The 21,935-nt window shown below is 43.5% G+C and carries 21 protein-coding genes; 3 read left to right on the top strand and 18 right to left on the bottom strand.

Translation table 11 applies throughout. The annotated features are described in order from the left end of the window. Position 1: 1 nt before the first annotated feature. Together BED41_RS09470 and BED41_RS09465 are read left to right on the top strand one after the other, a co-directional pair. On the top strand, positions 2 to 508 hold the full coding sequence (locus BED41_RS09470) for a DUF3990 domain-containing protein (RefSeq protein WP_066745271.1): 507 nt from the start codon (positions 2 to 4) through the stop codon (positions 506 to 508). Continuing rightward, positions 492 to 725, top strand: coding sequence for a hypothetical protein (locus BED41_RS09465; RefSeq protein WP_066745269.1), 234 nt, complete (start codon positions 492 to 494; stop codon positions 723 to 725). Before BED41_RS09470 ends, BED41_RS09465 begins: the two co-directional genes overlap by 17 nt. Before the next feature lie 296 nt (positions 726 to 1,021). Here the strand turns inward: BED41_RS09465 and BED41_RS09460 are convergent, their stop codons facing one another. Both BED41_RS09460 and BED41_RS09455 read right to left on the bottom strand, forming a co-directional pair. After that, positions 1,022 to 1,381 (bottom strand): HipA N-terminal domain-containing protein, encoded by a 360-nt coding sequence (locus tag BED41_RS09460; protein ID WP_066745263.1) that lies wholly within the window; start codon positions 1,379 to 1,381, stop codon positions 1,022 to 1,024. Further along, positions 1,368 to 1,652: a helix-turn-helix domain-containing protein gene (locus tag BED41_RS09455; protein WP_066745261.1), complete on the bottom strand. Its 285-nt coding sequence runs from the start codon at positions 1,650 to 1,652 to the stop codon at positions 1,368 to 1,370. Before BED41_RS09455 ends, BED41_RS09460 begins: the two co-directional genes overlap by 14 nt. A gap of 54 nt (positions 1,653 to 1,706) precedes the next feature. Here BED41_RS09455 and BED41_RS16845 point away from each other — a divergent pair, with 54 nt between their 5' ends. Further along, positions 1,707 to 1,946 carry a fructose-bisphosphatase class II gene (locus BED41_RS16845; RefSeq protein WP_274708352.1) on the top strand — a complete coding sequence of 80 codons (240 nt, stop codon included), beginning with the start codon at positions 1,707 to 1,709 and terminating at the stop codon, positions 1,944 to 1,946. On the opposite strand, the gene BED41_RS09450 is transcribed toward BED41_RS16845, so the two are convergent. From BED41_RS09450 to BED41_RS09375, 16 genes are all read right to left on the bottom strand, one after another. After that, the gene (locus tag BED41_RS09450; RefSeq protein WP_066745258.1) at positions 1,918 to 2,970 is read right to left on the bottom strand and encodes a hypothetical protein; all 1,053 of its coding nucleotides are present in this window, start codon (positions 2,968 to 2,970) and stop codon (positions 1,918 to 1,920) included. The genes BED41_RS16845 and BED41_RS09450 overlap by 29 nt on opposite strands. A 14-nt stretch (positions 2,971 to 2,984) precedes the next feature. Beyond that, entirely contained in the window at positions 2,985 to 4,424 is a 1,440-nt protein-coding gene (locus BED41_RS09445) for an MBOAT family O-acyltransferase (protein ID WP_066745255.1), read from the bottom strand. 367 nt (positions 4,425 to 4,791) lie between these two features. Then, positions 4,792 to 6,069 (bottom strand): hypothetical protein, encoded by a 1,278-nt coding sequence (locus tag BED41_RS09440; protein WP_066745252.1) that lies wholly within the window; start codon positions 6,067 to 6,069, stop codon positions 4,792 to 4,794. A 10-nt stretch (positions 6,070 to 6,079) separates the two neighbouring features. Then, positions 6,080 to 7,519 (bottom strand): lipopolysaccharide biosynthesis protein, encoded by a 1,440-nt coding sequence (locus BED41_RS09435; RefSeq protein ID WP_066745248.1) that lies wholly within the window; start codon positions 7,517 to 7,519, stop codon positions 6,080 to 6,082. A gap of 156 nt (positions 7,520 to 7,675) precedes the next feature. Next, positions 7,676 to 9,586 (bottom strand): asparagine synthase (glutamine-hydrolyzing), encoded by a 1,911-nt coding sequence (gene asnB, locus BED41_RS09430; RefSeq protein WP_066745246.1) that lies wholly within the window; start codon positions 9,584 to 9,586, stop codon positions 7,676 to 7,678. Between the two features lie 13 nt (positions 9,587 to 9,599). Continuing rightward, on the bottom strand, positions 9,600 to 10,733 hold the full coding sequence (locus BED41_RS09425; RefSeq protein ID WP_084002561.1) for a glycosyltransferase family 4 protein: 1,134 nt from the start codon (positions 10,731 to 10,733) through the stop codon (positions 9,600 to 9,602). A 1-nt stretch (position 10,734) separates the two neighbouring features. Next, the gene (locus BED41_RS09420) at positions 10,735 to 11,736 is read right to left on the bottom strand and encodes a Gfo/Idh/MocA family protein (RefSeq protein ID WP_066745244.1); all 1,002 of its coding nucleotides are present in this window, start codon (positions 11,734 to 11,736) and stop codon (positions 10,735 to 10,737) included. A 12-nt stretch (positions 11,737 to 11,748) separates the two neighbouring features. Continuing rightward, positions 11,749 to 12,513 (bottom strand): SDR family NAD(P)-dependent oxidoreductase, encoded by a 765-nt coding sequence (locus BED41_RS09415; RefSeq protein ID WP_066745242.1) that lies wholly within the window; start codon positions 12,511 to 12,513, stop codon positions 11,749 to 11,751. Between the two features lie 2 nt (positions 12,514 to 12,515). Next, a complete protein-coding gene (locus tag BED41_RS09410) occupies positions 12,516 to 12,734 on the bottom strand; it encodes an acyl carrier protein (RefSeq protein WP_066745240.1) in 219 nt (72 codons plus the stop codon). Positions 12,735 to 12,805: 71 nt separating this feature from the next. Further along, positions 12,806 to 13,807: a ketoacyl-ACP synthase III gene (locus tag BED41_RS09405; protein ID WP_066745237.1), complete on the bottom strand. Its 1,002-nt coding sequence runs from the start codon at positions 13,805 to 13,807 to the stop codon at positions 12,806 to 12,808. Positions 13,808 to 13,828: 21 nt separating this feature from the next. Then, the gene (locus BED41_RS09400) at positions 13,829 to 14,701 is read right to left on the bottom strand and encodes an LpxD N-terminal domain-containing protein (RefSeq protein WP_066745234.1); all 873 of its coding nucleotides are present in this window, start codon (positions 14,699 to 14,701) and stop codon (positions 13,829 to 13,831) included. A gap of 24 nt (positions 14,702 to 14,725) precedes the next feature. Further along, complete coding sequence (locus BED41_RS09395; RefSeq protein ID WP_066745231.1) at positions 14,726 to 16,045, bottom strand: nucleotide sugar dehydrogenase; 1,320 nt, start codon at positions 16,043 to 16,045, stop codon at positions 14,726 to 14,728. A 27-nt stretch (positions 16,046 to 16,072) separates the two neighbouring features. Beyond that, entirely contained in the window at positions 16,073 to 17,305 is a 1,233-nt protein-coding gene (locus BED41_RS09390; RefSeq protein WP_066745225.1) for a glycosyltransferase family 4 protein, read from the bottom strand. 60 nt (positions 17,306 to 17,365) lie between these two features. Next, complete coding sequence (locus tag BED41_RS09385; protein WP_066749178.1) at positions 17,366 to 18,073, bottom strand: sugar transferase; 708 nt, start codon at positions 18,071 to 18,073, stop codon at positions 17,366 to 17,368. Between the two features lie 5 nt (positions 18,074 to 18,078). Further along, the gene (locus BED41_RS09380) at positions 18,079 to 19,224 is read right to left on the bottom strand and encodes a DegT/DnrJ/EryC1/StrS family aminotransferase (protein WP_066745222.1); all 1,146 of its coding nucleotides are present in this window, start codon (positions 19,222 to 19,224) and stop codon (positions 18,079 to 18,081) included. Continuing rightward, positions 19,211 to 21,766: a Helicase associated domain protein gene (locus BED41_RS09375; protein WP_066745220.1), complete on the bottom strand. Its 2,556-nt coding sequence runs from the start codon at positions 21,764 to 21,766 to the stop codon at positions 19,211 to 19,213. Before BED41_RS09375 ends, BED41_RS09380 begins: the two co-directional genes overlap by 14 nt. Positions 21,767 to 21,935 lie beyond the last annotated feature (169 nt).

Raw genomic sequence — 21,935 nt, 5'->3', positions numbered from 1 at the left:
GATGATACTCTACCATGGCGGATTAATTCCAGTACCTGAACCCGATTTATCATTGAGCAGACAGCAGCTTGATTTTGGCGGTGGTTTTTATACCACCACCAGTTTTGCGCAAGCGGCGAAATGGTCGAAAATCAAAAGCAGACGTGACGGCGTTCCACGGGGATACATATCCTCCTATGAATTGGATGAAAGCATCTTTAAATCCAAGATCATGCAAATACGGAAATTCAGAGGCCCAAGCCGCGCTTGGTTGACTTTTGTCATGCATAACAGAAAAGACGTCGGCTTCGCGCACCCTTACGACATCGTACAGGGCGCTGTGGCTAATGACAGAGTCTACGCGTGCATCAATGCGTTTGAAGGTGGATTTATAGACTTTGATACAGTGATACGCCGTCTGCGGACATATGCCCTGGCCGATCAGATATCCTTTCATACTGACAGGGCGGTGAAACAGCTGCGTTTTCTGGGAGAAAAGGAGGTCGTATCAGATGAAAAGAATTCCTAAAATAACACAGGAGAACGTCCATATATTTATCCCCTACAAAGTCGCGGCGATCGCAAGACGTTTGAACAAAGATAAAAATATGCCGCTGAACCGCGCTGTTGCAGAGTTTTATAATTCAGTTACATATGCGATGCTTGAAAAAGAGGACACAAAGTATTGGTACGAAAGCCCTGCGCAGCTATATGCGGACTTTGTCGCCGCGCATGGGGATATGTGACGGTATATAAACACATCCTCTGCGGAAGCGGCCTTATTACAGCCGCCCGCATATCCTAAACCTTAGTTTGGTTCAGCTTTTGTCCACAGGCCCTTATCGATTGAAGAAAGGGCCTGCGGACAGTTCACACATGTAAAAAGCGGCTTGAACTGTATATTTCGTAACGATAGCTGTGTTTGCATTGAATTAAGCAACTGGTCAAGGCAATATAGCGGCGTTGGTATGATAACTATATTGGTTTCCATCTCTATTTGTGCTTTCTTTTGGGTAGTGCGTAAAAAAATGTGTAAAACTCCTCATAGTCGGTAATGTACAATATACAGACAAAACAGGATGTTTAACGTTATGGCAAGACGCTGCAAAATATCTATACCGTATGGATCGAGATGATTTTTCAGCAGTATACGGTCTAAGAGCAAACGTCCCCAGCCATCCGGCAAACTGTCGGCGAAAATGCCAAAGCCGCCCTCGAATGGCTCGCGCCTCTTTTGTACAAAAACACCATCTTTTAACGGTAGGCTGAAAGGGCTGATCGAAAAACCGGCTGCCAGCCAGTTGCTGCTATACTCAAAGGCGGAAAAGCCATCTGGAGTCAGCGCAAGCCTCCCGACCGGACGGCCGTTATAGCCGACAGACAACGCCTTAATTTTTTTCATTTATGACATCCTCTATAGAGGCATAATGCTTTTTCGTAAAAAGAGAAAGAAAATCCTCTTCACAGCCAAGCACCACCGCAATATTCAGCAGAGATTTCAGAGAAATCTCCCCGCTGCTTTCAAATCTTTTGATGGAGCCCAAACTTACCCCCGACAACTTTGCCAGCCTGCTCTGCGTGAGCTTCCTCTCCTTCCTGCGCGCACGCACATTAGCGGCAAGAGCAAGGGCGATTTCAGGCGGAGTATGATGCTGAAAAAATGATATATTCATAGCTAATATTTTAGCTATAAAAGTTATTTATGTCAATTATAGCTAGTATTTTAGCTGTACAAAACATATCTCGTAAAAAGCGAAAACGTGACAGGCGCCACCGTAAGCGACTGGCTCAAAGGCGTATGTTACTCTGGCGAAGGAATCGAGACTTCATCGCTGGTCATGCGCGCGAAGAGCGGCACGCTGCGCTGCATCAACGCGGTGCACAACCAAGTACGTAAGGCGTTTTTTAAGTTTTATACACCGCCAACTGTCTTAATACTTACAGTTCTTCAAAACGCTTCCGAATGATAGGCAACAAGTAGTCAATATTAGTTTTATCTATCACAGCTACATATTCTAAATCGCGTGCACCTGTTCTGTTAGTCATTATACGGATAAGAAACGAGGCTGTGTCACTAGTGGTATGGTGTGCGTCATAAAAAGAGTCATCATTCATCGTTATCTTGTTAGGATACATAAAATTATAAATAGTGCCAAATTCATTGACTAAGTTGCGTATCCAGTGTTCGTAGTTGTCTAATTGTTTCATTTCAACCATTAGCTTTAATAGATATTTTGAAACCGGGGTTGCATATACTATATAATTCGCACTACCGACTGCATCATGTATCTCAGAGATATAACGAGGAAATAGCGGATCAAATTCTTTGTTGTAGGCGTTCTCTCGATAGCTTGAAACTTGATACGTTATCTCTTGCTCTTTTTGGTGAGATGTGAATCCTTCTCTTTGTCCTCCATATTTATGGGATTGAACTTGTGCTTTGTTTATCAAATAATATTCATATACATATGACGGGGTTGTTTTGATTTTTTTAGCTAGCTGAAAGGCGTCTTTACTGAATATATTGTTGATCTTCTTTGAAAAGTCTTCGGCGTTGTCAACGTAAAAATGAGGCGCGTTAAATGTGCGCTTGAATTTTAAGGCATGAAAGAATGAAGACTCAATAAGGACAAGCCTTAGTGGGATATTGGACCTTTTGCGCGTATATTTTATGTGATCGGCAAATTCAGATGCTGTACCAGAGCTGACTGAATAGTTAAAGGCATACTGGCTGCCGAGCTCTGCGGGGTCAATAAATGAGCTTCGGCTACTACCGACGATTAGAGTGTCTATCTTTGGCTTTCTAGACGCTAAATAGTTTGTCTTTTGAATCCTTTCATTGAATGGCGGATGCCATGCCCTGATGTGAAAAGGGTGATTCCATTGCCAAAGAGGGTCGATAAAAAAGACATAAGCTGCCGGATAAAGAATGACAATGGAGGTCGGCAGGAAAAATATTAGGCACCATATAATAAAATTGAGTCGTTTCATATTGTGATCATCCTTTAAAATTGAAAATATAAAAACTCACGTACTTTTTCGGTATATGTCATCATCCACAGGCTTGCGGCAAAACAGATACCGCTTATAACAGCTACGCTGTACTTACGAGATGATATATGCAGTAATGTTTTATGAGCATTTGGCATGAATATAGATATAAAGATAGAAGCGATCAATGATGATACAAATTTGATCAGCCCGTCGTGTGCTAAATTTATCGCGTGAAGGCTTGGTGAAAATATTTGTGCGTATGATAATAGCGCGTAAATTATTTCTCTGGCTTTGGATAATGACGGCGCTCTAAAAAAAATCCAAGCGAAGCTAACGGCAGAGAAAGTTAACAGCCAACAAATTATATTAGGTAATTTGATGAATCTGTCTTTACTGCGGTACAGATTATTAACTACTAGATAGAATCCATGTAAGCCACCCCATATTATAAAGTTCCAGCCAGCGCCGTGCCATAATCCGCCTATTAACATTGTTAACAATAAATTTATATATTTTTTAGTATGCCCCCCCCTGTTACCTCCCAAAGGAATATAAATGTAATCTTTTAGGAAGTTGGATAGGGTGATGTGCCACCTTCGCCAAAAATCAATAATCGACAGGCTCTGGTATGGTGAGTTAAAGTTCTGTGGCAGCGCCACGCCAAATAAAAATCCAAGTCCCAACGCCATATCGGAGTATCCGGAAAAATCAAAGTAAATCTGTATTGTATATGCCAAAGTGCCCAGTATGGCGTCGTAAAAAGTAGGAAGGGAGGTTGAATCGAAGAGCATTATTGAAATAGGTGAAAAGTAATCTGCTATCGTAATTTTTTTAAATAGTCCAAACGCAAATAAAGATAACCCCAAACAGATCGTATCTAAGTTAATCGAATTATCTTTGGCGGCTTTTTGGATTTGTGGAATTAACTCTTCATATTTTACAATTGGGCCTGCAATCAATTGTGGAAAAAAGGAGACAAAAAGCGCGTACTCGCAAAATTTGATTTCCCCTAATTTCCTCTTATAGCTGTCAATCAGACAGGCAATTTGCTGAAAAGTAAAGAAAGATATTCCCAGCGGTAAAAATATAGATTGGTACGTATTTACACGCCCAAATATAAAATCCATATTGTACAGGAAAAAGTTCTTATATTTAAAGTAACCAATCAAGAGGATATTAAAAGTAATTCCGCAGAATAAAACTGTTTTTGCCGTTCGAGAACAAGATGTCTTTTGTAATGTAAAGATACCCCTTTGTATGAAAAAGTTTATCGTTATTGAAGCAAGCAGTAAAAAAACAAAAGGAGGATTCCAGTATGCATAGAACAACAGTGAAGAGACCAATAAAGAAAAAATCGCCAGCTTCGGAAGATAGTTTTTACGCAAGAAAACCCAAATACAAAATACTAAAGGCAGAAATAAAAATATAAATTCAAAAGAGTTAAATAGCATTGCTCTGATTCCTTTCTTACAGAAAATACTTTTGGGCAATTGGCGATATTTTAGCGTGGTTGGTACATTGCCCAAATAGATAGGGCGGTATTGAAGGTAAAAGAAGGGCACAAAAACAGCGTCATGGTTTTACACCAAGCGCCATAAACACAATGTAGATGGTTTTTGTATCGTTTACATAGGTACGCAGTATTTTGCCCCAGTGCAATTGCATAGCTTCCTTTCTAATTTTCAGTATTTGTGAGGACTGTTTGGATATTGGTGTTGACATCATTTTTTAATCGTAGAATTCCATTGAGACATCTCCTATGTGCTGTATATTTTGTAATTACCACGTAGAATTAAACGAATTGTCTTGTGTTCCTTCTCACAGAACGGTGGTAGACGTCGCGGTTTTATTTGTAGCCTTAAACTGCCTTAAGTTTTTATTGATTTTTACCGCTGATATTGCAGAGCCTAGCACCCAAAATGTTAGATATCCTACAGGAAACCTTGCAATTATAAATAACGGGGTATAAAAAAGCACAGACATCAATGCTGCATTTACGACAGGAATATCTTTTTTCCCCAGGAATAATAGTCTAGCAAAGAGATACATCCAGATTCCTACTGATATGCTGAAAATTATTATTCCGTAATAGTCAACCATACCGAAAGCGCTGTGTGTATATGTTCCAGGTCTGCCAAGTTTATTATCAAATTTGTAATCTCCAAACATTAGTCGTACGCTTCGCGATTTTTGATTTTCCACTTCAATTATTTTTCTACTTGAGACAGATCCATATTTTTGTCCACGCGCTATCGAACTAACCATACGATTATCTGAAGCCTGTAATGCTCGGTTGTTCACAATATATGCAAATGTAAAAAACAACATGCAAACACATACTAACCCGAATACGCCACATTTTATGTAGCACCTATTGTAGTAAAGTAATAAGAACAAAAAAGCCGTACAAGAAAAAATATAGCCTACCATACTTGCTGCGCTGAATACAACATAAAGCGAAATTAGCGTAGTAACCAGAACTATTATTTTTAGAAACCTATTTATATGTAATGAAAGTACTATAAAAGATAAGATAGATATTTTGTCTCCAAAACTTTGATAAGAGACAATATAATCTGAATTTCCTGTTATTTCTTTGAGCGATGCGGCTTCTCTGAGATTTAAATGTGCTTCTGCCGCATAACCTTGGCTAAAGAGAATTAATAGTGGTGTCAATGCGTAAAGGAAAAATAAAAACGTAACAACTCTGGGATATCTGCGTATAAATATCCATACTTTCTCATTACATGCCACAATAAATAATGCAATGTTAATACACCAAACACCCATTTCAGTTGCAATTTTGTAGTCGCCTGTAGTCTTCAATTCCGAAATGTTTATTAACGCAACTAATAAAAAATATATGATCAGAAAGTATATAAACCAAAAGTTAGGATCTTTTTTTCGCATATCTAATATGTTTATAACAATAATAGGAATGGAAAGAAACGCAACAAAAATATAGGGGTTAGGAACATCAATTCCTAACAGTAAAATTTGCCAATGCCATTCAATAATAAAGAAGAACGCAAAAATAAATATTAATGTGTATAAAATAAATATTTTATTTGATGAGTGTTGTGTTTTCGTTAACATTATATGTTCCTCAACTTTTAATATTTTTTAATGTATTGAACCCTAATGTCATATATAACGCCATTGATAATAGCAGGGCTATAATGGTGACATATAGATGTGTCTTTAAAACATATAAGCAAAAATATACAGGAGCCAACGCTATTAATACCTTTACAGATAAGCAAGCGACAATACTGATCAAAGACGATATTTTTATATGAATGAAATACCCAGGTAATATTATTCCAATAATTATAAATAGTGTGCTGATCCCAGATAGCAACATCATTGCGTAATCAGGATTATCGCGCATAATATATATAGAAGCAATTCGCACAATTGTGTAAAGAAATAAAAAAATAAATGCTGGGCGCTGAAGCATCATAATGATATAAATCATACTTAAGGGCGTGTATACAAAATCTAACGCCACCCACGGAGACATCAACAGAGCAAAATTACCGGCCACAATCCACTTTTGCCCTAGTACAACAGGAAAAATAATCGGCGCCAGCATACTTAGTAGCATTATAGGATAAACACCGACAATGAAAAGTATTATTAATGTTTTTGTGTAAATATTCTCAATATTCCCCTCATACTTAGCCTGACTGCAACGCTGAATAAAGACCTGTCCTATCGCAGTGCCAACGATGGCAGATGGCAAAGCTAAAACCTGTTGTGCCATGGAGAAAGAGCCTACGATATTAGGAATCCAGTAATATGTCATGACTATAGGCAATAGATACGCACCGGACATATTTATTAAGCTGGACGGTGTATCAAAGAGAAACATCTTACGATATGACAATGCCGCACGTTTTATATGCGTGAAACTAAATTTAATCTTTAGATTTTTTCTTTTTATAGAATGTAAAAGTGATGTACTTCCACCGCTCTGCCCAGCGATATTGCCAAGAAGCAGACCAATTGGGGATGTGTTTATAATTCCACACAATAAGAAAACGAAGCACCTTGAAACAGTCTGCACTATTTTTGTTTTTGCGATAAGCGTGAACTCCCTCTCTCTTATTGCCCACTGAACCAACAAGGAATAGACTCCAACACACAATACACCTATAGGGACCATGTACCAGTAGGATAATAATACTCCATAGGGAGTCTCTGCCAAGTACTCTTTCCATTCTATGATTATGATTGTAAATGCCAGTACACAAAAACATTGGGATAGAAAGCTTAGCCAGGCTATTGCATGTATGTAACGATCTCTGCGGGCAAGCGGAATCACAAGATAGTATCTAAAGCCTGATACTGTAGCAAGCAATCCCACAATAGAAGAATAAAGCGCTAATACACCAAAGTCAGCTGGTGAGTATAGCCGTGATACAACGGGCATGATGATAATATTTATCAGTTGCGCAATTACCGAGGCGCCAGATAATATTGTTACATGTCTGATAAAGTTATTGTTTTTCAAATACTGCGATATTTGTTGTTTTATTGTCATATTTTGTGCGATGCCTCGTATATTTACCTGCTACTTTTTCCACTTTACGCGTTTTATGTAGTGGATCAAATGTGTGCTGTATTAAATTTCATGTAAATATTCAATGGTTTATAGATTTTATTTGCGGAAATCTTGACTCTGAGATGTTTTATGTACTTATTTGCCCATAGAAATATTAAACATTTCTATCCAGCGAATATAATTGATCCATCGCCAGACACGCCAATCGTATCCACTGTGTTTTTCTTTGACAGCGCGCCATTCTTCTTGAAGCGCCTTCATGTTTAGGAATGGAATATCCGTCGTATTGCATAAAAGCTTGTCCACCCAATCCGAAATATTATTCAGCCAATCTTCCTCCGGTGTCGCAAAGCCAATTTTGTCTCTACGGTCTAGTATCGCATCAGGTACAATTCCACGCATTGCTTCCCTGAATACGCTTTTTGTTCTGCCGTTCATGTCAATAAGATATTCTTCCGGTAAGGAGAGGCAGAACTCCGCCATTTCTTTGGTAAGAAAGGGGACTCTGCTTTCAATAGAATGAGCCATCGCATTTCTATCTCCATGGCGGAGAAGATTAGGGATACCATCCCATGTTAAGGAATAGGCTAAAAAACTTATTACCTTGTTCGGTGACGGATACATTTGGTTTTCAAGTTTTTTCCCCCGACCGATAATATTGCCGCCGTTTTCTTTTATCTTCTTGATGTCAAGCCATTTTGGTTCAGGATTTTTACCAATAATTTTTCGCGCAAATGGTATCATACGGCGGGGTATGAGTTCCTGAATGGTAAATGCCAACGTATTAAACTTTGATCTTCCAGGCCATTTCGAAGTAGCTATAAAAAACTTATAGGCTTTTATAAAATGGCCGGAACAGATCAAAGTCGACAATCTTTGCCCAGGGTATCCAAAATAGCCAGCGAGCATTTCATCTGCTCCTTGTCCGTCAAGAGTGACAGTAATCCCACAGCTTTTTGCTAATTGAAAGACTTTGTATCCCGCGTATATTGATGTAGAGCCAAAAGGTTCTCCTTGCGCTCTAATCATATCATCTAAATCATTAATCAGTTCGTATGGTGCAACTTCTATTATGTGCCTGATTGCGTGTGTATGTTCCGCAACGATGCTAGCCCATTTTTCCTCTGATACAGGTGTTCCTTTTACTATAAAACTAAACGTATGTAACTCTGTGTGTGGTTCTAAGTATCTTATAGCGCACGTTACTGAGGATGAATCTATACCACCAGATAATGCTACACCAAGTGGTACATCAGAACGTAAATGTAAACGAACCGAATCTAGAAACATTGCCCTGAGTTCTTTCGCAGCGTCATCGAAAGATATATCCGAACGCTTAAAGATATTGGGTTTCCAATATCTCACTGGTTTTATATCCTGTGGTTTATTGATGTCTATCTCAACGTAATGAGCTGGCGGAAGCTGATATATATCCTTCAACATAGTACGGTCCCCAACGTTAGTGATTCCATAGGCAAGATAGTTATATGCACTGGTAGGATCAAGTTTTCTTGGAACATCTGGAAATTCAAGGAGCGATGGTAATTCAGAAGCGAAGCAAAAGCCCATATCTCCGGTGTACCAGTAAAAAGGTTTGATACCGAAAAAATCACGTGCACATATCAATGTTTCTTTCTCTTTATCATATAAGGCAAACGCAAACATACCCGTAAAACGTAGCAGTGCGTCCTTACCCCATTGGATTATCGCCTTCATTACAACTTCTGTATCGTTTGGTGTGTTAAATATGACACCTTCTTTCTCAAGTTCTTTTCTAAGCTCAAGATAGTTGTAAACTTCGCCGTTATATGTGATGGCATATCTGCCATCTTCGCTGAACATAGGCTGATGACCAGTTGGTGAAAGATCTATTATCGAGAGGCGTACCTGTGCAATTAATACTTTGAATAAAGCCTCTCCAAATATGGCATGACCTCTATCGTCAGGGCCGCGATGTGCCATAGTTTTGTATATTTTATCGATGAATGGTTGAGGGTTTGAATCTCTATATCTTTTATCTGGTATCCATCCAAATATTCCACACATGAAAAAGCCTCCATTAATTGTCAATAGTTAAAATGTTTATATAAAGTTCTAATAATTTTTTAACTTCGACTTCCCAGTTAAATTCTGTAATAACAGCTTTTCTTCCATTAGCACCCATTTCTGCTGTGATATTGGGATTATTTCTTAGAAAACATATGGCATTTGCTATTTCTTCAATGTCAGAAGGATTGACAACTAAACCAAATTTAAGTTCAGAAAGTACATCCTTCGCATATTTATATTTGCTTAAAATGACCGGAAGTCCCATAGACATATATTCATAGACTTTCGTTGCAAAGTTATCGCCTGTGTTGTATTGCCCAATGTTTAATATTGTTGCAATCCCAGCAGAGGATTCTTTATAGACACGCAACAACTCTTCCCTAGGGAGGAATCCCCGATAATCTACACACTGATACTCTGGCATTTTCTTTAGCTGCTCATGATATCCTTCAGGCGAAAATTTTCCCGCGAGAATCAATTTTACACCTGCCTTATACGCGGCTTTTATTAAATGTGTGATTCCTCTTTCATAGGTCAACCCACCGACATGACAAATCGCGTTGCCATTTTTCTCTAACGCATGGTCATATTTATCGTAAAATTCATTAAGTAATGGGGCGTTAGATATAATTTTTGTCCTTTTGCAGCGTCCCTCAAAAATATTAGTACCTCCGAAAAAAGTACAGGGGGCAACTACGGCGTCATATTTCTTAAGCGCGCCAGTCTCATAATGTCTATAGATTTTTGATACGCACCATCTCAGTGTCTTTGGCAAATATGGTTTACATGCGATTTGTGCTGGGTAGTTTTCATGACTGTCAAATATCACTTTTTTACCGCAGCGCTTCAGTTTTTTCCCAAGCGGCAGAAGTTCCGGGTCATGCAAATGATATATTTCAGCGTCTATCTGTCGTGCCGCTTTGAACATTATATGTCCTGACAACAGTATTCTTCTATAGCGTGACGTAGGCACGTAATCGGTGGATACAATCTTTACTCCATTGCGGACCTCATCTTTTTTACCGTCTGCTACAAGCAATGTCACATCATACCCTGCGTTGGCCAGAGATGTGCATTCTTTATGGAATATTCGTGTATCGTATCTTTGATGTACGCTTGTTATGTGACAAACCTTTATCGACATTTTACTTCCCATAACTCGTCATGATTATTTCCACAGTTTTTCTGGCCTCTTTCCCCGTGCACATCGGCTCTGTCTTTCCGTCAAGCACATCCAGTACATGTCTGTAATACGGCAGATGTCCATGACCATAGACGGACTGCGGGGCTTCGCTGGTGTTGGTTACCTCTTCGTCCATGGGGTCCTCATCGGCAAATGTCCAGTGTTCTATTTTGTTGAGAGCAAAGCCTCCTACTCTTACCGTGCCTTTTTCTCCCAGGATCGTCAGACTGCCTTCAAGGTTTTTAGGATAGGTGAGTACTGTGGCGTTGATGCTGCCTATGGCGCCGCTTTTGAATTTCAGGGCTACCGATATTGTGTCTTCGGCCTCCATTTTTATCTTCTGGGTCGAATATTGGGACGTTACGTTTTGTACCTCGCCGCCGAACCACTGCACAAGGTCAACGTAGTGGCTTGCCTGATTCGATAGGCAGCCGCCGTCAAGCTCATAGGTGCCGCGCCATTTGGCCATGTCGTAGTAGTCCTGTGGACGGGTCCAAAGGACGTTTGCGAGGATCATGTATATTTTGCCGAATCTGCCTTTTTCATATGCCCTGCGCAATAGCTGAATGCTGGGGTTGAAGCGGTTTTGCTTGACCACCATGTATTTGACGCCGGCCTTGTCCGCCGCTTCTATCGCTCTGTCGCAGGCCTCAAGCGAGCAGCCCTGCGGCTTTTCTGAGAGGATGTTTTTCCCAGCTCCCGCCGCCTCGATGGCCTGGTATGGATGAAGGCCGGAGGGAGTGCAAATACTGATAAGGTCGGTGTCCGTTTCTTTGAGCATCTGCGAATAGTCTGTATATGATTTGCAGCTGCCTCCGGCTTTCATCGCCGCCTCTATTGCGCGTTCGGGGATAATGTCGCAGCAGGCGACAAGTTCCGCCAGTCCCTCTTCTTTTAGTTTTGTAATTGCCTCTATATGGTTTTTACTTATTCTGCCGCAGCCTGCCAGTGCTATCTTGTGCATTTCATCCACTCCTTATAAGTTATACCCGCCATCAACATTCATAACGCTGCCAGTCAGCCATTTAGCCGCAACGGAGAGCAGATAGACGACCGCCGAAGCTACGTCGTCCGGTTCGCCTAGTCCGAGAAGGTGCTTTTTCACGATGGCGTTTGCAAAATCCTGTTCTGTCCTGTAGAGCCTCTTTACGTTGCCCAGCATGGGCGTGTTTACATATCCGGGACACACGCAGTTGAACCTTATTCCCTGGCCGGCATATTCTGCCGCCAGAGATTTTGTTAGCGATATCAAAGCCCCTTTGGATGCCGCGTATGCCGTCTTGCCCGCCGCACCGTATTGTCCGGCGACAGAGGATATCGCGACTACAGATAGTTTTTGCGGTTCGTGGTTTTTCTTTTTTAGTATCTCTTTCGTTATCTCCCAATAGGAATCGAGGTTAATGGACATTATTTCGTGCAAATCCGAAAGCTCTGTCATACGAAATGGCAAAGTTTTTTCGATTCCGGCGCAATGGACAAAGCCGTTCAATGCTCCAGCTTTAGCGACTGCTTCTTTGACCAGCGCAGAGCAGTTTTCAGGCGTCAGTTCAGAAGCTATCGCGATATGGCCTTCTCCCTCAAGAGTTGAAAGTGTTTCGTTCAGTCTGGTCCCGTCACGCCCGTTGATTATGCATATGGCTCCCTGTGCGGCGGCTAACTGTGCCGTCGCTCTGCCGATGCCTGAGGAGGCGCCGGTTATAAGTATTTTTTGTCCTTCAAGTCCAAATACGCCGTTATTCATTGTTAAATCATCAGGTTGAGGATGTCCTGGACTGTCTTTAGCTCTTCTATCTGTTCGGCGCTGAGGATTTTGCCGAATTTTCTGTCGAGCATGGCTATCGTCGATATCACTCCCATGGAATCCCATTCTTCGATGGATTTGAGTTCCGCATCAGGTTTGATATTGTCCTGATCTGTATCCAGTGTTTCGGCTATCAGTGTGATTTTTTCTTCTATCGTCATTGTGTAATCTTCCTTTCTTCGTGTTCTTATCTTATGTGTATCGTTGTGGTTATTAGCTGTATTTTTGTCTGTCAAAGTGTGACGACCGTTCCTCCCCAGGAGTAGCCGACGCCGAATCCCGCGATGAGGATTTTTGCGCCCGGGTGAAGTTTCTCCGGTTCTCTTTTGAGTGCCCTCTTTATCGCGATGGGGACGGTGGAGCTGACGGTGTTGCCAAGTTCTTCAACATCGATGCAAAATTTTTCTTCAGCAATTTCAAGCTTGTCTCTCAATGAGGTGAGAACAAGTCTGTTGGCCTGGTGGAGTATCACGTAGTCAATGTCCTCCATTGTCAGGCTGTTTTTAGTTAATATCTCCGAGACTAGTCCCGGAACCGCCCGCAAGGTGAATGCATATATTTCCGGCCCGTTCATGTAGAGGTCGTTATCGCTGCGGATGTTTCCACTGGCATCTTCATGCTCGACAGCGGTCTGGTCATCTCGTGTCCGTGCCATGCCTCCTGCCGGGACGATGAGGTTTTGTGCGCCTTTACCGTCGGTGCCGAGTACAAAGTTCCCAATCAGGTCAATATCCTCTATGGTGAGATATGTGGCCGCTGCCGCGTCTCCGAATACTGTTCTCGTGCTCCTGTCCAGCGGATTGATATGTTTGGTGTATGTCTCGGCGGTGATGAGCAGGATATTTTTTGCGATGCCGGCGCAGAGCAGTCCCTTGGCGGTCGCCAGTCCATAGATGTAGCCGGAGCAGCCGAGATTGTAATCGAAGGCCCCGGATGTTGTGGGGATACCAAGACGTTCCTGTACAAGACAGGCTGTCGTCGGCAGGAAATAATCGGGGCTCTGGGTGCAAAGCAGAACGAAGTCTATATCCTGCGGGGATATGTTGTATTCGTCAAAAAGATTTTGCGCCGCCTTTACCGCCATGTCGGAGACGAGCTCCGTTCCAGCGATAGGACGTGACTTGATGCCAGTCTTACGGTATATCTTTGACGCCGTCCAGGAGGGAGCGGCGTAGAGAGTTTCCAACGTGTCGTTGGTTAGATTGTTTGAAGGAAGATAGTAGGATATTAGCATAATGTTAACTCCTTAACCATATTAACTGCATTGTGATTTTATGTGTTTCGCATGTTCTACAGCGAAATTGCCAGAAACACTGATGGCTTTCTTAATATTTCTTATGACAATGGAGCCGATTAGAATTTTCGCGTTATCGCAAATGGACACTCTGTTTGAAATGACGGAATGGGGACCTATCCACACATTTTCACCAATGTCAGCAGAACCGGCAATACATGCGCCTGACGCTATTAACGTTTTTCTGCCCACATGTACTCTGTGTGCTATATGTACTGCATTATCTATTTTGCACTCATCGCCTATAACTGTATCACGTCCCATAAAACCTTTATCAACTGTAACAGATGCTTGTATGTCAACCTTTTTTCCTATTTTTACAAAACCATCGTGTATCACTATTCTTTTTGTCGCATTTAAATCTTCAAATACATGGAAGCCATCTTCTCCAATGACACAGTTGGGACCAATCGTTGTATTGTCGCCAATTTCTACGCCACAAAGAATAGTGGCGTTTGGGGCGATAATAACATTTTCTCCGATGTTAACCCCTTCAGGAGCAATATAGGCACTTGCGTGAATAGAAGCAGATTTTGCAATTTTATTCACCTTATATGTCAAGTATTTTTTGCAATATTCATTATGCAAACTAAATAAAGCCGCTTTAGGATTTTCTACTATCACTGTTTCAACATTACCCTGAAGCAATGCCGCATCCTTTTCTCTAACTAGTACTACAGAAATATTAGGATTTCTGTTTATATCTTTGGCAAATTTAGGATTATCTAAAAAACTTATTGTATTTGGCCTGACGGAATCAACCATACCTGTGTACTCAATATCATTTTTAATTGTCACATTAAGAAACTCAGAAACAAAATTTTTTAATTTCATATTTATTAGCTCCTAATGATTCTGCTAAAGCCTGATATAGTTTGCAGCGGATAAGACGCTTTCACCAAGTACACTTACCACCGCATTTTTGGTGTCGAAAAGTATCTTCGCGTTGTCCAGCACCATTTGATAATCCACATTGTGTTTGTGCCAGGTGGTGACGACGACGGCGTTGCAGGAGGACACATTATCCGGCGTCAGTTCTGTGGCGTTGACGATGTTGTCCTTCCATTTTGCGCTATGGCAGTAGGGGTCGTGGTATATTACCTTCGCGCCCTTCTTTTCCAGCTCTTCCCATACTTTGAGGGCTGGTGATTCGCGCAGGTCGTCGATATCTCCCTTGTATGCAATACCTAAAAGCATTATCTTGCTGTTTTTGAGCGGCTTTTCCTGTTCGTTTAGTATCTCCATTAGCCGTTCGACGACGTATTCCGGCATGTTGTCGTTTATTTCTCCTGAAAGTTCTATAAGACGTGTGTGGTAGTCATATTCCCGTGCCTTGTATGTGAGATAGAATGGGTCGAGCGGGATGCAGTGTCCGCCGACGCCTGGTCCGGGGTAGAAGGGGGTGAAGCCGAAGGGCTTTGTCGCGGCGGCAGCGATGACCTCCCAGATGTTAATGCCCATTTTGTTGTAGACGATCGCCATCTCGTTCGCGAGAGCGCAGTTGACGATGCGGAAGGTGTTTTCTAGTATCTTTGTCGCCTCGGCCTCTTTAGGAGAGGAGACTGTGAATACTTCTGCCCCGAGTACAATACTGTAAAGGGTTTTGGCGATTTCAGTGCACTCCGGCGTACAGCCGCCGACAACTTTCGGGGTGTTATGGGTCTTAAAGCGCGCGTTGCCGGGATCGACCCGCTCAGGGCTGAAGGCCAGGTGGAAGTCTTTGCCAACTTTAAAGCCACTTTCTTCAAGTATAGGTTTTACTACTTCTTCCGTCGTACCCGGGTAAGTGGTAGATTCAAGAACGATAAGCATATCTTTGTGTATACGTTTCGCTATTTCTTTGGCGGAGTTGATAATGTACGAAAGGTCTGGCTGCTTGAATTTGTCGAGTGGTGTGGGGACGCAGATGGCGACGACGTCACACTCCATGAGACGGTCAAAGTCGGTCGTGGCGGAAAGGTGCCCGTTTACGACAAGATCTTTTAGGTCCTGCGGGATTATGTCACCGATGTAGTTTTCACCTCTATTGACCATCTCGACCTTTGAGGATTGAATGTCGAACCCAAGGACTTTGAAACCGGCTTTGGCCTTTTCTACAGCCAGTGGAAGACCAACGTAGCCGAGACCGATTACTCCGATTTGGGCAGTCTTATTTTGTATTTTATTTATTAAACGCATATTTATAATTTCCTCTCTATATACTTTTTATAGTGCATCAATAAATTTTCTTGCCAGTTTTGGATATGTATATTGCTTCAATATGTATTCCTTTCCTCGAATGCCCATGGCATCCAAGAGCTCTTTTTGCATATTTGACATTTCATATAATTTGTTGCAAAAAGAAGTAATATCACCGCAGGGGACTGTGAAACCACAATGCGAATCTGCAACTAAATCATTACTGACGTTGGCGCTCCATAAAACGGGTTTTCCTGCCATCATATAATCGAAGATTTTATTTAATGACATTCCATACTGATATAGGGGAGTTTCTTTAACCGTACACACCAATATATCCATTTGCTTCAGCAAAGCAGGAACCGCTTTTTTTAAAACAGGGGGCAAAAAAGTGATATTTGACAGATTCAGTCGTTTGGTCGTTTCTTCCAGCCTGGCTTTTTCTGGGCCTTTTCCGACTAAAACAAGTTGAATTTTTGAAAAATCAGAAGTTCTAGCAGCGGCATCAATCAACATGTCCAGGCCATTACTGACGCCATGACCTCCAACATATCCCACGATTGTTTTGCCAGATTTCTTTAGCTTAAACAACGCATCTCTGTGTAATTCAGGAAGCTCTTCTTTTTCGGTCTCATCCTGCCATTCATCAATACTTACGCCATTAGGGACTACGGTATATTTATCCATTTTCATGCCGCGCGTGACCAGATGTTTGTAGGCATCCGGCAAAAGAGAAATTACGACGTCGGCGTTTCTGCACCAGTAATCTTCCGCCATCTGCATTGTTATGATGAAAGGGTGCCATTTGGACATGTTCCCAAGTACCTGCGGCGACATCGGCCAGAGGTCGTGGAGTTCAAAGACAAATTTTGCGCCGTGTTTTTTAGCGATCCATTTCGCTGGATATGAATCGAGCGGATATGTCGAGGATGCGATAACCGCATCTGGAATGAAATCTGCTGTAATCTTTGGTAAGTGAACGTAGAGTTTGCGGATAAACGCAAGCATATTACGGATGCGTCCCAAGCCGTTTCCGTTGTATTCCGGTGTTTTCAGCCACAAATATCTGACTCCGTCAATATTTTCTTCTCTCACGTCTGTGGTCATATCAACATTTTTCTGCCTAAGGTGAGAGAACGAAGCTGCCACGATCACAACCTCATGTCCCATCTTTACCCATTCCTTCGAGAGGTAGTAGGGACGAAATTCCATTCCGTGATATATTGAGCCTGCGTAATGGTTTATTAGCAGTATTTTCATATGGCTCCCTCTTTACTATTAATACGTTGAATTAAAATTGTACTAAAATACCTATTCTTTCTATAAATCAACCAATGCAAGTAGTTTTCTAGCCTTCGCTTGCTTAATTTCATATTCTTCTTTATCGACCAATCTTTTGTTCAGCAAATAATCACCATAATCTTCCGCTGTCGCCATTCCTTCTTCCGTTATGCCTTCCTGCTTTATAATGGCCTTTGACAATGTTTTGAGAATAATTTTCATATCGCCGAGGAATGTGATGTCCTTAATGTATTCCAGGTCGTAATCCAGTTTTCTTTCCCAATCGATGGCGTTACGTCCGTTTACCTGTGCAAGTCCGGAAAGTCCGGGACGTACGTTATGACGTTGTCTTTGTTTATCGGTCATAAATACCATGTCACGCACTAATAGAGGGCGCGGTCCGATGAAACTCATCTCGCCCTTTAATATGTTGAATGCCTCCGGCAGCTCGTCCATACTGGTATTTCTTAGCGTTTTACCAAATTCTGTGAGTCTGGCTTCGTCCGGCAACAGATTTCCGTAGGCATCCTTTTTGTCTGTCATGGTGCGAAATTTATACATCTTAAATATTTTTTCATCTTTGCCGGGCCTTGGTTGCTGGAATAACACGGGTGAACCAAGCTTGATTCGCACCATGGCAGCAATAATTACATAAAGCCAACAGAATATTATAATTACAAATAGTGAGCATAAGATATCAAACATCCGCTTTATATACCTTTCATAAAAACCAGCGTGACGTTCCATTTGTCTTAAAAACAATTCTTTATAATTTCGATAACGACAGTTTGCTGTTCCTCTGTCATATTCAAATCGCTTGGCAGACAAAGCCCCCTAGTGAAGATATCCTCGCCGACGTTATCGTTGCCAACGGTGATAAAATCTCTATCAGCATAAAGAGGCTGTAGGTGCATCGGTTTCCATATTGGACGGCTTTCAACGTTGTATTTGTCGAGCGTGAGCCGGATTTTTTCTGGAGTTGCTTTTCCGATACCATCACCGAAAGAATCCTTGTTGATTGTCAGGCAGCTCAGCCAGTAGTTTGGTTCAGAATGTTCCACAAAGGGATTCATCTGTACCGGCAGGTCTTTCAAACCATTTTGGTACCTTTGCCATATTTTCTTTTTCATGGCCTTGTGTTGGTCAAGGTGGAGAAGCTGACCTCTCGCAACGCCGGCTATAAGGTTGCTCATTCGATAGTTATATCCGAGTTCACAGTGCTGATACCAAGGGAATGGTTCTCTTGCTTGGGTAGATAAAAATTTTGCTTTGCTGATTGCCGCCTCGTCGTCGGATAAAAGCATCCCGCCGCTTGTACCGGTAATGATTTTGTTGCCGTTAAAGGAGACAACGTTATATTTACCAAATGTGCCTGACTGCCGTTCCTTATAGGTGGCAGATAAGCTTTCGGCTGCGTCCTCAATCATTACCGCGTTGTATTTTTCGCACAGCGCCGAAATTTCGTCCAGTTTGGCAGGCGTGCCGTAAAGGTCTGCAACGATGACGGCCTTTACTTTTTTTCCATACTTTTTTAAAGCAATTTCAAGCGCAGTAGGGTTCATATTCCAAGTATCTTTTTCGCAGTCAATAAAAACCTGAATACCTCTTTCATATGATACTGGGTTGACGGTGGCGGCAAAGGTCATATCTGAACAGAGGACGATATCCCCGTGTTGTACGTTTGCAAGTTTAACGGCCAGATGCAGGGCCGCCGTGCCTGAAGCTAGGGCTACGCTGGCTTTACAACCAAGATAGCTGCACATGGCCCCCTCTAATTTATCTATGTTTTCTCCAATCGTGGACATCCAGTTTGTGTCGAACGCTTCGTTTACAAACTTACGTTCTTCTTTGTGGATGTATGGACTGGATAGCCAGATTTTTTTATCAAATCTTTGCATTTATTGATACTTCCTTTGATATCATCGTTTTCGCCACATTCAGCGCGTTCAGCATCTCTATCTGTTTCTGTTTGAGCTTGCCCTGTTTGTGCAGCGTTCTTTGGCGGGCGATCCATTGGCCGATTCTGGCGCTTTCTGACGTTTTGTCGCCCTCTGAAACGTCCTTTGTTTTTAACAGGCGCGCGGCGGCCTCGTATTTTTCCGACCAGGCGCGTTCGGCAGGGGTGCGCCAGTCGACGCCGAGCTCTTCAAGCTCTTTTATCTGCGTCTCCGTCAGGCTCTTGCCCTTCAGCTCTCCTCGGTATGTGCGGCGGCACTCGTAGAGCCATTTGCCGAGCCAGATTCCCTCTGTTGTCACGTATTGCTGCGGGACGGCGAGGTCGCCGTGTTCCGCGAGGTATTCCCGGCAGGCGGCGATTTTCTTTTGCCATGGGTCTTCCGCCGTCCACTGAAAACCGAGGGCGTCCAGTTTTGCCCTGCGTTCCGGCGTCACCTTGATGGAGCTTCGGCCCGTCTTTGATTTGCCCTCTATGTGGTTTCTCAGCCATCTGCCGAGGGGAAAGCCTTTTTTGTTCACGTATCCGGCGGGGACGTCGAGCGAGCCGAATTCACGGTGATATTCCTTCGCCTGTTCGTAGCCGTATTCCCACTGCCGCGTGTAGGTGTCGAGCCAGTCCATCCTGATGGCGTCTAGGCGCTCTATCTGTTCCCGTGTTAATGGCGCGGAGCCGTTCAGCCGTCCGCTGCGGATCTTGCGCATCCGGCGCAGCCAGGCGCCGATACGCAGACCGTTGGGGGAGATGTAGCCGGCGGGAATGTTGAGATCATGGTTTTTCAGGTAGTATTCCGCGCAGGCGAGGTAGTTCAGCTCCCACTGGTAGTCGAGCTTGTCCCAGATCATGCCGAGTTTGTTGAGGGCCGCGATACGTTCGTCGGTCAGGTAATATCCGCTCCTGCCGCTGTTTTTTGACTGGCGGAGGTTGCAGATCCATTTGCCGAGCTCAAGCCCTTCAGGAGTGATATAGTTGGCGCGGATGTCGATATTGCCGTTCTTTGATCTATATTCGCACAGCGCGCGGTAATATCTCTCCCACGAATATTCGTAGCGGTTTTTCCAGCGCATGCCGATGTTTTCAAGTTTTGTGATTCTCTCTTCGCCGAGCAGTCCGGGGATCTTGCCGGCGCGGACGAGCCTCTGGGTGTTCAGCCATGAGCCGAGAGAGTACCCCTCCGGCGTCCGATAGCGTTTGGGAACTTCCAGGCTGCCGTGCTCGCCGTAATAGGCCTTTGCGTAGCTGTACATCGCCTCCCAGGAGGCGGAGAGCGCCTCTTCGAGCTCGTTGAAGAGCCGTCTGCTGTCGCGCACTTCGTCGATGATGGTGAAGGAGTCGTTGACGACCAGTGAAGCCTCTCCCGTGGCGCGGTAGTAGTCGGCGGCGAATTTCATCTCTTCCTGCAGGGCGGAGATGCTGTAGAGGTTTTCAATGTTGTTTACCACGTCGATGATGACGGTGCTCCTGCGGCTGCCCGCCGATAGGGCGCGCCCGATCTGCTGTTTGTAGATGATGGGCGAGACGGTGGGGCGGAATAGTATCACGCCCGAGATGTTCTCGATATGGACGCCCTCGTTGAGCATGTCGATGCAGAGCAGGAGCTTTAGCCGCTCGCTGTCGTCGGCCTTGAAGCCGGCAAAGGCGCGGGCCGCCTCCGGATCGTCTGCGTAGGCGCGGTAGAGACGCAAGTTGCCGTCGATTTTACCGAACCACTCGTCTATGTGACAAGCCACCTCGTTGAGATGTTCGACGCTGGAGCAGAAGATAATATACTTGCCATGCCTTTCGGTGATATGTTTCTGAAATACGGTGTCAAGCCCCTCCGCCTTCTCAAGCGAACGGCGCAGCGCGTCGAGGCGCTTCTGTGCCGCGTCACGCACGGCCCTGTTTTTGGCGCTGCTTATGCGGGACTGATATCTCTCTATATCTTTCTGGCAGGAATATATGGAAACGACATATGTCGGCGGAGCGAGGATGCCGCGCACCACCGCCTCGCCGAGCGTCATTTCCGAGGCGATGTTGCCGTCAAAGAGTTCGTCGGCCATGTCGCGCTGATTGTCGAGGTAACGAATGTTTGTCGCCGACAGGCCAAGCACCGGCGCCTCCGGATACGCCGCAAGCAGCCGCTGGACTCCGTCGCCCCACATCTGCGCGCCGCAGCGGTGGAATTCGTCGAGCACGATATAGTCGGGACGGATATCTTCGATTTCTGCGGCGTCCATCATCATGAGCTTGGCATAGGTGAAAAAACAAATGTTTTGCGGTTGGGCGGCGCCCGCGGCCCTGAGGTTTTCTATCTGCGTCTTAAAGATGTACTCACTGGGCGAGAGCCAGCAGACGGCAGCCTGCGGGTTCTCCTCGGCCAGTTTGAAGCCGATAAAAGATTTTCCCGTGCCGGTGGGGTGGACAACGGCGGCCTTGCCGTTCTCCTTTAACACGGAGACGGCGTTTTCATAGGCTGTCCGGTTATGCTCAAACAGGTCGATCATGACGTCGTTTCCTCTCCCAACACTGCAAAACTTCCCTTTTAGGTTCCTGTACGGATGCGGCTGCTGCCTTTATTAAAATTGGCATATCACAGACTTTGTCTTATTTAGATATTGCAGAGAGATAAAAAATTGAATTATTTGAAACTATTTAGTTGCGGCTAAAAAAGTG

Origin of the sequence: Cloacibacillus porcorum, from assembly GCF_001701045.1 — a bacterium.
GTDB lineage: Bacteria > Synergistota > Synergistia > Synergistales > Synergistaceae > Cloacibacillus > Cloacibacillus porcorum.
Note: the sequence above shows the minus strand (reverse complement) of the source record. Positions and strands in the feature narration are given on the sequence as shown.

Bases quoted from the DNA above. Each gene is read 5' to 3' on its own strand.
- BED41_RS09395 (WP_066745231.1), bottom strand. From the start codon at position 16,045: ATGCGTTTAATAAATAAAATACAAAATAAGACTGCCCAAATCGGAGTA.
- BED41_RS09425 (WP_084002561.1), bottom strand. From the start codon at position 10,733: ATGTCGATAAAGGTTTGTCACATAACAAGCGTACATCAAAGATACGAT.
- BED41_RS09410 (WP_066745240.1), bottom strand. From the start codon at position 12,734: ATGACGATAGAAGAAAAAATCACACTGATAGCCGAAACACTGGATACA.
- BED41_RS09470 (WP_066745271.1), top strand. From the start codon at position 2: ATGATACTCTACCATGGCGGATTAATTCCAGTACCTGAACCCGATTTA.
- BED41_RS09435 (WP_066745248.1), bottom strand. From the start codon at position 7,519: ATGACAATAAAACAACAAATATCGCAGTATTTGAAAAACAATAACTTT.
- BED41_RS09450 (WP_066745258.1), bottom strand. From the start codon at position 2,970: ATGAAACGACTCAATTTTATTATATGGTGCCTAATATTTTTCCTGCCG.
- BED41_RS09465 (WP_066745269.1), top strand. From the start codon at position 492: ATGAAAAGAATTCCTAAAATAACACAGGAGAACGTCCATATATTTATC.
- BED41_RS09400 (WP_066745234.1), bottom strand. From the start codon at position 14,701: ATGAAATTAAAAAATTTTGTTTCTGAGTTTCTTAATGTGACAATTAAA.
- BED41_RS09405 (WP_066745237.1), bottom strand. From the start codon at position 13,807: ATGCTAATATCCTACTATCTTCCTTCAAACAATCTAACCAACGACACG.
- BED41_RS09440 (WP_066745252.1), bottom strand. From the start codon at position 6,069: ATGTTAACGAAAACACAACACTCATCAAATAAAATATTTATTTTATAC.
- BED41_RS09385 (WP_066749178.1), bottom strand. From the start codon at position 18,073: ATGGAACGTCACGCTGGTTTTTATGAAAGGTATATAAAGCGGATGTTT.
- BED41_RS09460 (WP_066745263.1), bottom strand. From the start codon at position 1,381: ATGAAAAAAATTAAGGCGTTGTCTGTCGGCTATAACGGCCGTCCGGTC.
- asnB (WP_066745246.1), bottom strand. From the start codon at position 9,586: ATGTGTGGAATATTTGGATGGATACCAGATAAAAGATATAGAGATTCA.
- BED41_RS09420 (WP_066745244.1), bottom strand. From the start codon at position 11,736: ATGCACAAGATAGCACTGGCAGGCTGCGGCAGAATAAGTAAAAACCAT.
- BED41_RS09455 (WP_066745261.1), bottom strand. From the start codon at position 1,652: ATGAATATATCATTTTTTCAGCATCATACTCCGCCTGAAATCGCCCTT.
- BED41_RS09445 (WP_066745255.1), bottom strand. From the start codon at position 4,424: ATGCTATTTAACTCTTTTGAATTTATATTTTTATTTCTGCCTTTAGTA.
- BED41_RS09380 (WP_066745222.1), bottom strand. From the start codon at position 19,224: ATGCAAAGATTTGATAAAAAAATCTGGCTATCCAGTCCATACATCCAC.
- BED41_RS09375 (WP_066745220.1), bottom strand. From the start codon at position 21,766: ATGATCGACCTGTTTGAGCATAACCGGACAGCCTATGAAAACGCCGTC.
- BED41_RS09415 (WP_066745242.1), bottom strand. From the start codon at position 12,513: ATGAATAACGGCGTATTTGGACTTGAAGGACAAAAAATACTTATAACC.
- BED41_RS09390 (WP_066745225.1), bottom strand. From the start codon at position 17,305: ATGAAAATACTGCTAATAAACCATTACGCAGGCTCAATATATCACGGA.